Source organism: Sphingobium phenoxybenzoativorans, from assembly GCF_001757355.1.
In the GTDB taxonomy this organism is placed as follows: Bacteria; Pseudomonadota; Alphaproteobacteria; order Sphingomonadales; family Sphingomonadaceae; genus Sphingobium; species Sphingobium phenoxybenzoativorans.
Genome location: NZ_MINO01000003.1, coordinates 70,154 through 84,807 on the forward strand (window position 1 = coordinate 70,154; position 14,654 = coordinate 84,807).

Consider the following 14,654-nt stretch of genomic DNA (forward strand, 5'->3'; position numbering starts at 1 on the left):
GCCAAAGCGCCGGACAGCCCAAACACAGGGGGGTCCGGTTTGTCCTTCAGCTAGTCTGGATAGTGGCCGGATTTGCGCAGCAGCAGGCGATAGCCGCCACGGGCCATGGCCCTGGCGTCGCGCGCCAGGCGGCGCACGCGCAGCCGCAGCGAGTCGGACGCGCCGTCCCATTCCTTCTCGATGCGGCCAGCCCCGAACAGCGCCACGCCGATCTCCCGCTGGGTGGCGCCCGCGCTGATCGCATCATGGACGCGCAAGAGCGCGGCATGCCGTTGTAAACGCGGATCGGGCGGATAGAGGGAACGGGAAAATCTGCCGCGCCGGACCAGATCGAGGAACCGGCGCAGCGGCGCCACCCGCGCGCGCGCCGTGGCATAACCAGTAACATGAAAGCGGATCGTGACAGGTCCGGCCTGCGCAAAACTGCCCTGCTCGACATCGATCCGGATATGGCGCGCGCCGTCAGACAAAAGCGCATGTTCCTGGCCAGTGGCGCTCCGGACAAGGGAAAGCCAGGGCGCAAGAACAGACAGATCAATGCTGTCAGGGCCAGATGCCTGGGCCGCGCTTATGTCGACCGGGAGAACCGCCGGGTCGAGATCAGCGATCCAGAAGATCCGGGCCTGTCTTGCGCTGCGATCCGGCGCCTCGGCGAAAATGCAACCCCCAGTCTGCAGGGTCGGCTGCGCCCCGCGTCGCCCGGCTGGCTTCCACATACCAGCGGATATAGTCAGGATCGCGGCGAAGCCACTCCCACATGATTCCGGCGCGATCGACCTCGCGCAGCACCTCATAGCCGTCTGGATCAGTCCAGAATTTCGGGCCGAAAACGCTCAAGAACTGGCCGCTTCACTCAAATCGGCGTCCGCCGGCTGGGCCCCAGCTTCTATAAGGGTTCGCAATTTTCAGGTCAGAATGGATTTTATTTTGCAATGCAAAACTTTTGCTGAGCGCTTTCCAATGATAGTTTTGTGACAACGAGGAAATTTCCGGACGCCGGCCTGAGGACCCGCCGTCCGGCGCTAAGATGCCGGAAGGGCCGGCAGCGGGACTGCCGGTAGCTTGAGATGCCGCCCGTGGCCAGGTTGCATTTTTATGGACCTGTATCCGCTTGCGCTGGAATTGCTGCTGTTGATCGAAGCGGCGCGCACCAAGGAAGACCTGGCCGATGCCATGGCCATCGTCACTCCGCGCCTTGGCTTTGACTATTTCGCCATGACCCATCATGTCGACATCCTGGCCTATGAGGATGATGCGGCGATCCATCTCCACAATTATCCTGCGCAATGGGCTGATTTCTACGCGTCGAGCGCGCTGGGGGTATCGGACCCGGTGCACAGGGCGAGCCATATGACGGGGATCGGCTTCCAATGGGCGCGCATCCCGCATCTCATTCCCCTGACGGTTCAGGACCGCCGCGTCTTCAGTCTTGGGCGCGAGCAGGGCATCAGCGACGGCTTCACGGTGCCGTCCAATATCCCAGGAGAGTTGTTCGGCTCCTGTTCCTTCGCCACTATCGCCGGGAAGGCCGTGCCGCAGGAGCGGTTGCTGCTCGCGCAAATCGTGGGCGGATTTGCCTTTGAGGCGGCCCGGCGTCTGTGGACCGGGCGCGGCGAAAGTTTTGGCGAGCGCAAGGCGATCCTCACCGACCGGCAGCGCGAATGCGTGCTCTGGGCGACGCGCGGCAAGAGCGACTGGGAAATCAGCCAGATCGTCAAGATCAGCGAGGAGACCGTGTCGCGTCATATCAGACATGCCTGCGAGCGCTATGGTATCAGCAAGCGCATTTCCCTGGTGGGGCTGACGCTTGAAGACGGGACACTGACGATCACGGATATCAACAGACGGCGCTATACCCCTTTCTGGGAATAGCGCCGCAATGCCTGCGCTGCGACCCTTGGCCAATCATGGTTAAGGGAAACACGATCATGTTGCAGATAGAAAAGCATCTGGGCGGTCCGATAGCGGACGCGGTCTTGAGGAACATGTTTGCCGCGCGAAAATCGGTCTTTATCGATCTCCTTAAATGGGATCTGCCTGCCCTTGCCGGCCTTTATGAGCTTGATCAGTTTGACGGCGAACACTGCCATTATCTCATATTGACTGATCCCGATGGCCAACATCTCGGCTCGGCAAGGCTGCTGCCGACATGCCGGCCGCATATCCTCGACAGCTTCTACGCCGATCTGTGCGCGGGGCCGCCGCCCCGCGGCCCCGAAATCTTCGAAATCACCCGCTTTTGCCTCGACCGGCGGCTACGCGCCGCAGAACGGCGGCAGGTCCGCGATGCGTTGATCATAGCGCTTGTCGATCATGCGCTGGCGGCCGGGATCACCCATTATAGCGCGGTCGCGGAGAAAGGCTGGTCTCAGCAGATTATCGCTTTCGGCTGGCGCTGCCTTCCGCTTGGGCGTCCCCAATATTGCGACGGCGGTCTGCTCGCCGCGCTCTGCATCGAGATATCCGAGCAGACGCCGCACCTGCTGGCGGACGCTGGCATCATCGGCGAAGCGTCGATTGCGATGCCGCAATCCCGCGCCGCCGCGTGAAAGGAGGCCTATGATGACACGCCCCCTTTCGTTGCAGGGCCCGTTGGTGCAGGCATCGGTCCAGGCGCGGCCATGGATCGACATGCTCCAGGCCAAGGGCGCATGCATCATCCCTGCCTTGCTTCCGTCGGAGACTATCACAGCTTTGGCGCATAATCTTGAGGAGGATTTTGCCCTCACGCCCTTTTGCCAGGGCCATTTTTACGGGGAGAAGACGCAGCGCTTCGGGCGTTTGCTCAGCCGGTCGCCGCACGCGGCCGCCCTTGTCCAGCAGCGGCTGATCCTGGACATTGTCGAGGCGATCCTTGGCCCCCATTGCGACACTATCCAGCTCAATGTTGCCCAGGCGATCGCCATTCATCCAGGCGCGCCCGCACAGGCGCCGCATCGCGACCAGGATATGTGGCGGGGGCCGGTCGGGAAAATCGAATATCTGGTGAATGTCATCTGGCCGCTGACGCCCTTCGATGCCGATAATGGCGCGACATTGGTCTGGCCAGGCAGCCATGGCGTGGCAGCGCGCGATCCGCTGCCGGGCACCCCGCCCCTTGCCGCCGAGATGACGCCGGGATCAGCACTTGTCCTGCTTGGGTCGGTTCTGCACGGTGCCGGCGCCAATCACAGCAAGGACATCAGGCGCGGGATCGCCATTGGCTATTGCCTGGGCTGGCTTAAACCCTATGAAAATCCCTGGCTCGCCTATCCCCCCGATATCGCGCGCCATTTCCCGTCCGACCTGGCTGCGCTTATTGGCTATCGCCAGCATCGGCCCAATCTAGGAAATTTCGAGGGGCAATGCCCATCCATCCTGCTGACAGGCGACGCCAATGAACGACTTGGCGCCATCGATGCGCTGCGCCCGGACCAGAAGGACATGGTGGATAAGCACCATGCCGAGCAACGAGGGAAGGAATGAACGCGGGCGCAACGACCGGCCGCGTGCATGAAGCGCTCAGGCGGCAGATTATGGAGCGGATTTTCCGGCCCGGCGAACGGCTCGACCCGGCCCTGCTCGCCAAAAACCTCGCATCGAGCGCGACCCCGGTGCGCGAGGCGCTCCATATTCTGACCGGCGAGGGTTTGGTCGAAGCGCGCGCCGGCACAGGCTTTCATGTCCCGCATCTCGACGAACCCGGCCTCAAGGATCTGTACGCCTGGTCAGCCGACCTTGTTGCTGCAGCGATTGCATCCTGGCCGCCGCAGCTCGCTCCGGAGCGTCCAAACATGCAGAACTTATCTCGCTCGAACATGGCCGACAACGTCGCTGGCATCTTCCTCCGGATCGCGCGGCTTTCCTGCAACAGCGAGCATGACCGCGCTATGCATATGCTCAATATGCGCCTGCACGCGGTGCGGACGGTGGAAAACCAAGCCATTGCCCAATGCGAAAGCGAACTCCAGTCGTGGCGCGAGGCACTGCATAATCGTGAGCGCAGCGCTCTGCGCCGGATCAATGGCACCTATCATAGGCGCCGGCGCCGTGCTGCGGCAGCGATCCTGCGCGCGCTGTATCGTGCTGACTGACGGGCAAATCTCATGCCGACGAGATGGCAGCCTTAGGGGGTCACAGTCCGAAAGGCGTCGACATGGCATCCTCTCAACCCCTTAGAGCGGACTTCGGAAGTGCCAAACTCATCCTCGCACCCGATCTGCTATTTCCGCTACGGGCGCAAGCACAGCGTGACATCCCGGTGGAAATGCGAATTCTCCCGCTTTTTCCCGGCCGGCTTCTCGTCGAATGAAGTGCCGGTTTCAATTCCTGGCCTATTCCCTAGGATTATGGCCGCGAAATTCGGGAATGATCCTTTCCGCGAACAGGCGCGTCGACTTTGCGGCGATGGCACGGGCTTCGGCGTCGAATTGCCCCAGCGACGCGACCTGGAACAGTCCAACGCCGATGTCCGCGAATTCCCGCACATGCCGTTCGATGGTTTCAGGCCCGCCGCAAACGACACCACGCGTCCAGAAGCTGTCGTCGGCGACGACCTGGATGCGGGATTCCGACAGCGGTATGCCCATGCGCCGTCCAGCCTCCAGGTCGCGCCTGCGCTTGACCTCCAGCCATTACTTGGTGCTCGCGAACAGCAAGTCAGCCTCTTCCCGGGCGATCGCGTCCGTTTCCTCCATAATCCTTTGCCGAGGGGGTGTCGCGCATGCCGGAGGTCGTGAAATTCTATCGCATGAGCGGCGAGATCGACCATCTGCTGAAGATCGTTGCCCGCGACATCCGATTATGACCGCATCTGTCGCAAGCTGACCAATGTGGCGGACCTGCATGATGTCAGTCCATCCTTCGCCATGCAGAAAATCAATTCGACGACCGCCTTACCGCTGATATAGCGGCGGGGATGGCATGGCAGGCCGGGGCGGCGCGCCATGTCCATTTACTCCACGGGCACCCTGCCCCGTCATTCAAAGACGAGCGGGCGGTCGTCGTCGCCACGGCCTTTCGCGAACATCTCTATCGCATCGGGCCGCTGCCAATAAACCTCCAGGATGTTGCCATCCGGATCGTTGAAATAGATGCTCTGCTGGCTGCCATGGTCCATGGTGGCGATGATGTTGACCCCCCTTTCCTTGAATTGGAAATAGGCGTCGCGCATCTGGTCCTGGGTTTCGAGTTCGAAGCCGACATGGTGGAAACCGATGCCGACCGGCGGCATCGAATTATGCGGCTGGCTGGCGCCGACATCGGAGCTTTGCACAAGGTCGACAGTGTGGCTGAGGTCGCGCAGGCCCAGGAATACCACCCCCTCCTCCTCATTCTCTTCCATCACATGGAGGCCCAGCAGGCTGGTATAAAATTCCTTGGACAGATCGAGGTTCGAAACCCGAAACGCGATATGACCCTGACGCTTAATGGTGATCATCAACTAGACTCCTTTCGGTCTTCATATCGGCGGGAACGGCATGAGCGGGGACGGCGCCGCGATGGTCATCGGCACGCCATCACTCCGCGCGATCCAACCTTGAAGAATGCTATCATGGCCCCGGAAATGTGCGCGCCACGGGGTCATATTTCCAATATAAATTCCCCCGCCATTATTCGGCTATCCATAACAATGAAGCGTGCCCTGCCCCCTTGCTTCATCCTTTCGATCGGCGCTTGAAAGCAAGTCCCGCCAGGGCATTCGACTGCGCGCCGAAGAAGTTCGCCTGCGGCTTGAAACCGATGGCATCCTCCATCTCCACCGGGCCTGAGAACAGTTCGAACTCACGGCCTGGGTCGAGGACATAGGTGGCGATAAAGTTTGGCCCTTCCACGACCGCCTCAGGCCCGCGCCCCTCTTCGTCCAGCCGCGCGATCACGTCGCGCACAAGCTGATTATTAGCCGTGCAAAGGCCGACATTCATCACGCCCTGATCACAGGCGAGATAATAAGCAGGCTGCGGACGGCCCAAAGGCTCGCTGTAGCGGACGATCTCGAAAAAGCTGGTCCCCGCACGCGCCACGAAGCCGTCGCGCGCCGCTCCCTCCAACCCCCAGACCACTTCGTCGGCGGGGTCGTGCAGTACATTGAGCGGCAGTATCTCTAGCCGCAGCGCGTCCCGATAGAAATGCAGTGCATCGTCGAGGTCGGCGACCGAACTGGTCATGTAGATGATGGCGGGATCGATGTCGGCAAAATGATGCGGACGAATGCCGCCGGGGATGCCCGGCCCATCCTCCATCAATTCTATCACGATACCGGCGAAGGGGTCGCGAAAGGCCGCGCGACGCCCGCCCTTCACCACCATAGGGGGATGGATCAGGCTGACGCCCCAGGGCTTGAGCGCCGCGATCGCGCGGTCGAAGTCGGAAACCGCCACCCCCATGCGTGTCCAGCCATGGTCGCTGGGGCGCCAGTCCGCGGGCAGCGGCCGCTGTCGAGGTTCGCGATGCTCGAAAAGCTCAAGCTGCGAAAAGCGTTCGCGTCCCATCATCCACCACATCACGGCCCGCGCGGTGGGTGGCAATCCCTGAAGCTGGATGGGCAGGCCCCAGGCGCAATTGGCACCGCTGTTCGCGAAGCCGAGCACTTCGGAATAGAAGCGCAGCGAACCGGACATGTCGGACGTATTGAGGGCGATCTGCCCGAATATCAGCGTCTCGCCGTCCTCATAGGCATGGGTCATGGCTTCGGCTCTCCTCTTTTCCGACCCGGCGGCAAGCGCGTGATCCGTTCCGTTTTCGGTATCAGGTCCTAGCGGCCTGCTCGAGATAGCGGCGGAACGGGCCGTTGATCGCCAACTGGCTCATCGCGCCACCATCGACCGAAAGAATATGGCCATTGATGAACACTGCCGCATCGGAAGCCAGAAAGCCCACGACCGAGGCGATACCGGCGGGCGAACAGAGCGTCGGCACAAGCGCCACATCATGATGGAGCCGCTTGACCTCTTCCGGCAGAAAGCGTTCTGCCGCGGGCGTCAGCACGAGTGACGGCGCAACCGCGTTGCAGCGAATCCCTTCCCGGCCATAACGAGCCGCGACATTGCGCGTCAGCATCGCCACCGCCGCTTTCGAGACGCCATAGGCGGGCATGGAGAGAAATCCGGCAAGGCCGTTGACCGAGGCGGTATTGATGATGGCTCCGCCCCCGCCCCCCAGCATCTTCGGAATGGCGTATTTGCACCCGAACATCGAGCCGCGAAGGTTGATCGCCATGGTGCGATCCCAGAATTCCGCCTCCATGGAGACGATGTCTGCATCCTTTTCCATCAGGTCAGCCCCCTGATAGGCAGCATTATTGTGCAGGATGTCGAGGCGGCCGAAGCGCATGACGGCCGCCTGAACCGCACCCGCGACATCGGCTTCCGCCGCGACATTGCAGGCCAGGGCGATGGCTTCGCCGCCATTGGCCTCGATTTCGGTGGCGACCTTTTCAGCCGCCGCCAGGTCGATATCGGTAACAACGACGCGTGCGCCCTGCCCGCCCATGAGCAGCCCGACCGCACGGCCGATGCCCGATCCTGCTGCGGTCAACAGCGCGACTTTTCCACTCAGCATGGCCGGATATCCCTTATTCTGCGCGAAAGCCGATCGGTCAACGAAAGCGATAGGACAGGGACACGCCATATGTCGCAGGTATGCCGGCCAGTCGATTCACCGTATCGGTCGAATAATAAGCGGTGGTCCAATAATAATGATCGGTAATGTTGCGGCCCCAGAGAGAGAACCGCCAGGCATCCTTCTCTATCCCCGCGCGCAGGTTGAACAGCGTGTAGGCCGGGATGTCGAGCAGCGGAACATTGCCGAACCCGGCGTTGGTCCCGCTCTGGTAACTCATGTCGCCGCCCAGGAAGGCCTGCGCATCGCCGCCAATGTTCCAGTGATATTCCACATCGGCACGCGCCTGCCATCGGGGCGTGTAGGGAAAGGCCTCTCCCACGAATCTCTCGAACGCGCCGAACGGCGTGAAGTTCGAGAAATCGCCCTTGATCCTGGAATGGACATAGCTTGCGGCCGGGCTGATCGTCAGCCCCGGAAACGGCAGCCAGGTTGCCGAGATTTCAGCGCCGTAGATCTGCGAACGCGGCACATTGACTAGGCGGGACAGCGGCCCGAACACGGGATCCACCGTGGCACCCCGGATCTGCTTGTCGCGATATTTATAGTAGAAGAAGGCGGCATCCAGTTGCAGTTTCCGGTCGAAAAGCGTCGCCTTGGAACCCAGTTCAAACGCCAGCACGCTTTCCTGCGTTGCCGGGGTGAATTGCGAGCTGGCAGTGGCGCCGAGATTGGGGAAGCCACCTGCCTTGTAGCCCTTGCTAACATTGGCGTAGACAAGGAAATCCTCGCCAGGTTTCAGGTCCAGGCCCGCGCGCCAGGAAATATTGTCCTCCTTGAGCGCCAGGTTGAGATATTCCGGCGTGAAAGTGACGGCATTCAGGTTGATGCAGCCGCCGGGCTGGACGGGCACCACATTGCCCGGACCTTTCAGCAGCCCCTGCAGGAAGTTGATGACCGCGGCCGTCTGCCCCGTTCCGGTGTCGGTGTTGCATCCGGTAAAGAAGCGGTCCGCCTTGGTATAGCGGATGCCTCCGGTGAAACTCAGCATGTCGGTCAGATGATGATTGACGCTGGCATAGGCGGCATAGGTCTTGATGATCTGGCGGTTGGTATTGTTCGATCCGTCGAGCGGAAGCCCGAACACCACCGAATTGCCCGCGTCGCGCAGCAGCACCCGTTCGTCGTCAAAGACATTGTCGCGCTCGTAATTCGCGCCCACCAGCCAGTTGCCGCCGGAGGGCAGGTCGCCGCCCAGGCGAAGTTCCTGGTAGAATGTCGAGATATTCCCGAAATTATATTGCAGATTATCCTCGAATGTCGTCCCATCACCATCGACCGGCTGGTTGCGCTTGAAACGCTGGTAGGAGGACAGCGACGTCAGAGTCAGTCCGCCGCCCAATTCATAATCGGCGCGCAGAGAGCCCTGGTAGAAATGATTATCCCGCGCATAGCTGATGCCGGGGGTCCAATCCGCGGCGCGATTGTCGTGCGGCGCGGGCGGATAAGCGGCAAGCCCGGGCAACAGCGGATTGGATGTCTGCGGCACTATCATGACAAGCTGCGCCGCGGCGGTATCGGACCGGTCGCGCCAGCCGTTCAGATTGATCGAGATGGCAAGATCGTCGATTGGCCTCCAGTCGACCAGGAAGCGTCCCTGAATGAACCTTTTCCGGCCCATGCTGTCGTCGCGTGTGTAGCTGCGCTGCCAATCGTCGCCCTGATTGACCCGCACGGCAATGCGCGCGCTCAACCTGTTGCCCACGGCTCCGCTCAGGAAGCCTTGAAGGTCGGCATCGTTGAAACGCCCATAATCGGCATTGAAGCCTGCCTGGAAATCGTCGGTGGGCTTGGCGGCGATGAAGTTGATCGCGCCACCGGTCGAATTCTGTCCGTAAAGCGTCCCCTGCGGTCCCTTGAGAACTTCGACGCGCTCGACATCCAGCATCATGCCAAGCGCTTGCTGGGAGAATGGGACCGGAATTTCGTCGATATAGGTGCTGACCGTCGGACTCGCGCCCAAGGTCGAATCCTGGAAGCCGATGCCGCGAATGGTATAGACGGAGGTGCCGAACGGGGTCATGTTGCTGGTGAAGCCGGGCACGAGCCGCGCGAGGTCGTCGACCTTGGAAATGCCGGCTTGCAGCAGCTTTTCCTGCCCCAGCGCGGCAATCGACATGCCCACGTCGTTAACGCTTTCGGCACGCTTCTGGGCGGTCACGATGATGTCCTGAATTCCGTCGGTCGGCACATTGGCGCGATCGGCCTGAGGCGCGGTCTCGGAGGCACTCTGCGCGCTTGCCGCCGCGCCGACCGACGCAAGAACGAGCGCGGACGCGCCCCATGCGAGACGTTTTACTAGGTGCATAGCCACCTCTCCCTGATGTGGATTATGATCTTATTGATGCTTCTCCTTCATATTCGCCCCCTATTCTCCTTTGATCCAATACAATTTCACGGGATTTTCTTCCGAAGGTCGGCATAATGAAGCGCCCTGAGTCCGGAGCACGGGGCCGACAAAAAAAGGGGCTAGGGGCCCCTTCCCTTGACGCCTGTCGATTGTTCAGGATTCCATTTTGATGGAAGCCTCGCCCCGTGCCAGGGCGGCCTGGATGACACGATTGCGATCCGCGAGCGCTTTCCAGTCGACGCCGATCATCCGGCCTCCGCTTTTTCGCAGGCGCCCCGCGATCCACACGCTGTCGATGTCGGAAAGCTGGCCATAATTGACCACCCGGTCGGCCAGATTGCCCAATAGCGGGAAGCCCGGACGATCGGTCGAAAGCAGGACCATATCCGCGCGCTTGCCCACGCTGATGGAACCCAACTGGTCTCCCATGCCAATCGCCGCGGCGCCGCGCGACGTTGAAAATGCGAGTATATCGGCGGATTCCACGCCGCGCGCCTGCGCCATGCCTTCGGGATAACGGAAAAGGGACAAATAGGTGGCGCGGACCAGTTCAAAAAAGTCGAGCGGCGCAAATCCACCGTCGGTGCCGACGCAACTGTCGACGCCTGCCTTCAGCGCGCGGCCGTGGATGGAGGGCGCGGGATAGGGGAACTCGCCCCAAGCGGAGGATGCCACCTTGGTGCCCGATGCGGCCATCATGGCCAGTTCCGCGTCTGTGATCTCGTTCCCGTGCGAAATCAGCAGGTCGGGGCCAAGCAGACCCTCCGCATTCATGTCGGCGATGGAATAGAGCACGCCGGGATGGCGCGGCCCCTTGATGGCCTGCACATCCTCCAGGATAAGGGCGGGCTTCATCGCCCGGATGCGTGCCATTTCCTCGCGAACCTGCGCGGCCTGGCCGAAGCCGACGAAATTGCTGAGATGAACACCGAACTGCATCGGCGCGTCGGCATCGGAGAAATATTTGTTGCGGATCGTCTCTGCGGCCTTGAAGTGCCATTCCATCGGCGGGGAGAAAATCTCGCTGATGATCTGCTTCCGCGTGACGGTATCGCCAAGCCCATAGGCGCGCGATCCCGAAAGCTGGAAGCCGAATATGCCGCCTACCCCGGCGTCGATCGAACCACGCGCCGCCGCGTCACCCAGTTCTGGCGTATAGAGCAGGTGGACATTGTCGACCACCGAAGTGACGCCGGAATTGATCGCCAGCAGGCTGCCATAATAGTTCAGGAAGTGCATATATTCGGGCGTGACGGCCATGCGGATCCGCATGGACCAGAAAATATAATCCTTCCCGTAACGCTGCGACGTCTTGACCATGGCGCCCGCAATCGGCGTTTGCCAGACATGCCGATGCCCGTCGACCATGCCGGGCATCAGGATCATGCCCTGTGCGTCGACGACCTCTGCCATGTCGGCACTGAGACCTTTTCCAATAGCCGCAATCTTGCCATTCTCGATCAGGACATCGGCGCTCGACATCTCGCCGATCTTCGGGTCCATCGACAGGATGTCGGCTTCGCGGATCAGCGTCCGAGGCTTGGTCAGCTTAGGGTCGGCCGCACGGGCGGCGCGGGCCGCGACGCTCGTATCCAGGCCCAATCCCGCCACCCCCGCGGCCATCATCTTGAGGAAGTTTTGACGCGTTAGCTCTGACACCGGCATATACTCCTGTCTTGCACCCGCAGGCGCCCTGTAGCCATTCGACGGTGCACGACCCCGGCCATGGCTGATCCTTCTTACGAATATTCGTCATCATTTGCTGGCCAGGTACGGTGACGGTCAGAAATTCTTGCGCAATTCCAGCCCGACCATCCGTGGCGCGATGCTGAGCGTCTGCTTCTGCGACAGGGCGCTGGTGGTCTGCACCCGGACGCGCCCGACCGTGTCGAACAGATTCTGGACGAAGACCGATGCGCCCCAATCGTCGCCTTCGATCCCCAGGCGAAGATTGACCTGGCTGAAGCCGCCCATCACGTCATCCAGCGCGCTGCCCACCCGATATTGCGAATGGGAGCGGCCCGTATAGCTGTAGTCGACCCGTCCATAGGCCGAGAGCGCATCGCCGACAGGTGCCGCATATTCAGCGGTCCCAAAGGCCGTGAAACCCGGTTCAAACGGAATGGGATCGCCATTGCGGCCGGGGGCTTGCGCGGGACCGGCAATCTGGTCGGCGCGCAGCTTGCTTTCATTGAGGTTGATATTGCCGCGCAGGGTCAGCCTTTCGACGGGGCGGCTTGCCATCTCGACTTCCAGGCCGCGTATACGGGCCTTGCCGACATTGGTGACAAATCCCGTCAATGCGGTGCGGGCGGACACCTGCATATTGTCCCACTCGATCTGATAGGCCGAGGCATTGAGGGTCAGTTTCTTGCCGAGCCAAGACGATTTCACGCCGATTTCATAATTGACCAGGCTGTCCGCTTCATAGGCTTCGAAACCGGGCGGCAGATCGGGCGCGCTGTTGACGCCGCCGGGGCGAAAACCTTCCGATCGCTGCGCGAACAGCATCAGGTCGGGCGTTGCTTCCCAACTGAGATTAGCCTTCGTCACCCATCCCTTGGCATCTGCGTTGATGGAAATAGGCGGACCGGCGACGGTAGCGTTGATGAAGCTGGTATCGGTGACCTGCGCGACCGAGCCCTTGTCATACCAATAGCGCCGCAGTCCGACGGTCGCCGTCAATGTCGGCACGGGGCGATAACTGACTTCGCCGAAAACCGCCTTCTGGTTGATGTCGGTCTTTGAATTGCGCCGATATTCCACCGCTATCGGAAAGAGCGGCAGGCCCGACGCCGCATCGGCGCTAATACCCATGATGTCGGTCTTGTCCTTCCGATCTTCCCAATATCCGCCGAGCGCCCAGCTAAGTGGCTCTTCGCCGATGGATGTCAGACGCGCCTCGTGAATCCATGCCTCGGCCGAAAGCGGCTGCATGTTGACCAATGGCAGCAGCGAGCGGACAAAGCCGCGATAGCTTTCTTGCTGGGCGGGTGAGCAGGGGCCGGTGATGTTGAGATAGCGCGCGCAATAGGTGGCGGGGCCAATCACCAGCGGAATGGTGCGCGTCATGTCGAGATAGCGCGTGCCCTTCCAGACCCATCGTGACGAGGTCGCGATCAGGGTCGCAAAGGGCAGGTCCCATGTCGCCTTGGCGTTATAAAGCTGAAAATTATTGGGGAATGGCGTCTTCACCGCGACGTCGACAATATATCTGCCATTGGCAGGATACCAGAAGCCACCGTCGGCCACGCGCTGGTTCTGCACAAGTGCCATGAAATCGATTTTCAGATTGTCGACAGGCTTGAACGTGACCGCAACCCTGCCACCATAGACGCGCGCGCTGTTGATGTCGCGCTGGTCGAGGATGCTGTTGTCGACATATCCGGCGCGCCGCTCATTATAGGCAACGGCACGAACCGCGAGACGATCCGCTACGAGCGGGACGTTGACCATGGCGCGGGTGGAATAGCCCATGCCGCCATGGCGGACATCTGAGACAGAGCCGTCGACCGAACCGGCATAATCCGTCAGGTCCGGGCTTGCGAAGATCACCTTGAAGGCACCGCTCATCGAGCCGGCGCCATAAAGCGTGCCTTGCGGCCCGCGCAGCACTTCAACGCGCTGGACATCGTATAGCTGAATGTCGGGCAGCATTCCGCTGGGGTCCGACCCGGCGCCGCCTGGACCAGTCAGCGGGGTCTCTCCGACATAGAAGCCCGCAGTATTTTCGCCCGCGCCCTGAATGCCGCGAATGGTGATGCGCCGATGCCCCGGCGGCCCGACATTGGTGAAATTGAGGCCAGGCACGCTCCGGACCATATCTTCCGCCGATGTGGAGCCCAGTTTTCGCAATTCGTCGTTCGTGACCGCCGTAATGGCGATGGGGGTGGCCTGCAAAGCCGTCTCGCGCCGCAGGGCCGTCACCACAATCTCACCGAGTTCCTGTGCCGATGCCACCGTTCCCATCGTTCCGGCAAGGAGCGCCATTCCGGCACAGCCGAATTTAAGAAGATTTTCCACGATTTCCCCCTGTCTGCGATCAATTTCTCCCCCAATATTATGATTTTTCTTTTCTTTTCGCGGAGAGGATAGAAAAGGGATAATTCTAGTCTAATACAATATTTCAGCCTATTATTCTGTAAACCGGATCAATTCTCGCCAAGCACGCGGTGGTACTTCGTTGAGGCGCAGGCAGAATTAAGGTCGCCATGACCGGCCATGATTGCAGGGGGGGGATGACAAGGGAGCTGCGTCGTCGTTGACCTGACGGTCGGATGCCGGAATCAGCCGGTAACGGCCGTGACGTCTACTTCGATGAGCATTTCCGGATAAGCCAGCCCGCTCACCACCAGACCGGTGCTAACGGGTACCGGTTTTCCGGCAAAGACCTCGCGGAGAACCTTGGATGTCGGATGCACCAGATAGCGGGCATCCGTCACATAGGTCACGATCTTCACGACATCGGCGACCGTGGCGCCATGCTGTTCCAGGATGAAGGCGATCCGTTTCCAGATGTGGCGGACCTGCTCCTCGCAATCAGCGCTGACGACATTCGACTGGAACGGCTTGCCTTCGGGGTTCTGGGCGGCGACCCCCGAAAGCATCAGCAATTTTCGCCCCTCGGCGATGGGAATCGAAACGATGTCGGAGATGATGCCATCGAAAAAGGGCGTATAGCTGTCGCGCCTGATCTCGTTCATCC

Annotated in this window: 15 protein-coding genes; 5 read left to right on the forward strand and 10 right to left on the reverse strand. The window is 61.0% G+C overall.

The genetic code is table 11. From position 1 onward, the window contains the following. Positions 1-50: 50 nt before the first annotated feature. Positions 51-470 (reverse strand): DNA -binding domain-containing protein, encoded by a 420-nt coding sequence (locus BHQ40_RS26035; RefSeq protein ID WP_171905736.1) that lies wholly within the window; start codon positions 468-470, stop codon positions 51-53. A gap of 130 nt (positions 471-600) precedes the next feature. Then, positions 601-837 carry a transcriptional regulator domain-containing protein gene (locus BHQ40_RS26040; RefSeq protein WP_171905737.1) on the reverse strand — a complete coding sequence of 79 codons (237 nt, stop codon included), beginning with the start codon at positions 835-837 and terminating at the stop codon, positions 601-603. 258 nt (positions 838-1,095) lie between these two features. Here BHQ40_RS26040 and BHQ40_RS02765 point away from each other — a divergent pair, with 258 nt between their 5' ends. From BHQ40_RS02765 to BHQ40_RS02780, 4 genes are read left to right on the forward strand one after another with little or no spacing between them, the layout of a single operon-like run. Beyond that, entirely contained in the window at positions 1,096-1,872 is a 777-nt protein-coding gene (locus BHQ40_RS02765; protein WP_070151969.1) for a LuxR family transcriptional regulator, read from the forward strand. 56 nt (positions 1,873-1,928) lie between these two features. Beyond that, positions 1,929-2,549: an acyl-homoserine-lactone synthase gene (locus BHQ40_RS02770; protein WP_070151971.1), complete on the forward strand. Its 621-nt coding sequence runs from the start codon at positions 1,929-1,931 to the stop codon at positions 2,547-2,549. Positions 2,550-2,559: 10 nt separating this feature from the next. Then, a complete protein-coding gene (locus BHQ40_RS02775; RefSeq protein ID WP_435593899.1) occupies positions 2,560-3,465 on the forward strand; it encodes a phytanoyl-CoA dioxygenase family protein in 906 nt (301 codons plus the stop codon). Continuing rightward, the gene (locus BHQ40_RS02780) at positions 3,462-4,073 is read left to right on the forward strand and encodes a GntR family transcriptional regulator (RefSeq protein ID WP_070151974.1); all 612 of its coding nucleotides are present in this window, start codon (positions 3,462-3,464) and stop codon (positions 4,071-4,073) included. The genes BHQ40_RS02775 and BHQ40_RS02780 overlap by 4 nt, the downstream gene beginning before the upstream one ends. A 240-nt stretch (positions 4,074-4,313) precedes the next feature. Here the strand turns inward: BHQ40_RS02780 and BHQ40_RS02785 are convergent, their stop codons facing one another. Next, positions 4,314-4,568 carry a hypothetical protein gene (locus BHQ40_RS02785; protein WP_070151977.1) on the reverse strand — a complete coding sequence of 85 codons (255 nt, stop codon included), beginning with the start codon at positions 4,566-4,568 and terminating at the stop codon, positions 4,314-4,316. 134 nt (positions 4,569-4,702) lie between these two features. Here BHQ40_RS02785 and BHQ40_RS26635 point away from each other — a divergent pair, with 134 nt between their 5' ends. Then, on the forward strand, positions 4,703-4,786 hold the full coding sequence (locus BHQ40_RS26635) for an Lrp/AsnC ligand binding domain-containing protein (protein ID WP_253183240.1): 84 nt from the start codon (positions 4,703-4,705) through the stop codon (positions 4,784-4,786). 171 nt (positions 4,787-4,957) lie between these two features. Here BHQ40_RS26635 and BHQ40_RS02795 read toward each other — a convergent pair whose 3' ends face one another. From BHQ40_RS02795 to BHQ40_RS02825, 7 genes are all read right to left on the reverse strand, one after another. Continuing rightward, on the reverse strand, positions 4,958-5,419 hold the full coding sequence (locus tag BHQ40_RS02795; protein ID WP_070151980.1) for a VOC family protein: 462 nt from the start codon (positions 5,417-5,419) through the stop codon (positions 4,958-4,960). Between the two features lie 217 nt (positions 5,420-5,636). Beyond that, positions 5,637-6,665, reverse strand: a complete 1,029-nt coding sequence (locus BHQ40_RS02800) for a VOC family protein (protein ID WP_070151983.1) — start codon at positions 6,663-6,665, stop codon at positions 5,637-5,639. A 61-nt stretch (positions 6,666-6,726) separates the two neighbouring features. Continuing rightward, positions 6,727-7,539, reverse strand: coding sequence for an SDR family NAD(P)-dependent oxidoreductase (locus BHQ40_RS02805; protein WP_070151985.1), 813 nt, complete (start codon positions 7,537-7,539; stop codon positions 6,727-6,729). Positions 7,540-7,576: 37 nt separating this feature from the next. Continuing rightward, positions 7,577-9,907 (reverse strand): TonB-dependent receptor, encoded by a 2,331-nt coding sequence (locus BHQ40_RS02810; RefSeq protein WP_070151987.1) that lies wholly within the window; start codon positions 9,905-9,907, stop codon positions 7,577-7,579. Between the two features lie 195 nt (positions 9,908-10,102). Further along, entirely contained in the window at positions 10,103-11,608 is a 1,506-nt protein-coding gene (locus tag BHQ40_RS02815; RefSeq protein ID WP_171905739.1) for an amidohydrolase family protein, read from the reverse strand. A gap of 123 nt (positions 11,609-11,731) precedes the next feature. Continuing rightward, entirely contained in the window at positions 11,732-13,972 is a 2,241-nt protein-coding gene (locus BHQ40_RS02820; protein ID WP_139139154.1) for a TonB-dependent receptor, read from the reverse strand. A gap of 263 nt (positions 13,973-14,235) precedes the next feature. Continuing rightward, positions 14,236-14,652, reverse strand: a complete 417-nt coding sequence (locus tag BHQ40_RS02825; protein ID WP_070151991.1) for a Rid family hydrolase — start codon at positions 14,650-14,652, stop codon at positions 14,236-14,238. Positions 14,653-14,654 lie beyond the last annotated feature (2 nt).

What these genes read in the sequence shown, in the direction of transcription:
- BHQ40_RS02775 (WP_435593899.1), top strand. Translation starts at nt 2,560, where the DNA reads ATGATGACACGCCCCCTTTCGTTGCAGGGCCCGTTGGTGCAGGCATCG.
- BHQ40_RS02780 (WP_070151974.1), top strand. Translation starts at nt 3,462, where the DNA reads ATGAACGCGGGCGCAACGACCGGCCGCGTGCATGAAGCGCTCAGGCGG.
- BHQ40_RS02800 (WP_070151983.1), bottom strand. Translation starts at nt 6,665, where the DNA reads ATGACCCATGCCTATGAGGACGGCGAGACGCTGATATTCGGGCAGATC.
- BHQ40_RS02785 (WP_070151977.1), bottom strand. Translation starts at nt 4,568, where the DNA reads ATGGGCATACCGCTGTCGGAATCCCGCATCCAGGTCGTCGCCGACGAC.
- BHQ40_RS02795 (WP_070151980.1), bottom strand. Translation starts at nt 5,419, where the DNA reads ATGATCACCATTAAGCGTCAGGGTCATATCGCGTTTCGGGTTTCGAAC.
- BHQ40_RS02810 (WP_070151987.1), bottom strand. Translation starts at nt 9,907, where the DNA reads ATGCACCTAGTAAAACGTCTCGCATGGGGCGCGTCCGCGCTCGTTCTT.
- BHQ40_RS26635 (WP_253183240.1), top strand. Translation starts at nt 4,703, where the DNA reads ATGCCGGAGGTCGTGAAATTCTATCGCATGAGCGGCGAGATCGACCAT.
- BHQ40_RS02825 (WP_070151991.1), bottom strand. Translation starts at nt 14,652, where the DNA reads ATGAACGAGATCAGGCGCGACAGCTATACGCCCTTTTTCGATGGCATC.
- BHQ40_RS02765 (WP_070151969.1), top strand. Translation starts at nt 1,096, where the DNA reads ATGGACCTGTATCCGCTTGCGCTGGAATTGCTGCTGTTGATCGAAGCG.
- BHQ40_RS02805 (WP_070151985.1), bottom strand. Translation starts at nt 7,539, where the DNA reads ATGCTGAGTGGAAAAGTCGCGCTGTTGACCGCAGCAGGATCGGGCATC.
- BHQ40_RS02770 (WP_070151971.1), top strand. Translation starts at nt 1,929, where the DNA reads ATGTTGCAGATAGAAAAGCATCTGGGCGGTCCGATAGCGGACGCGGTC.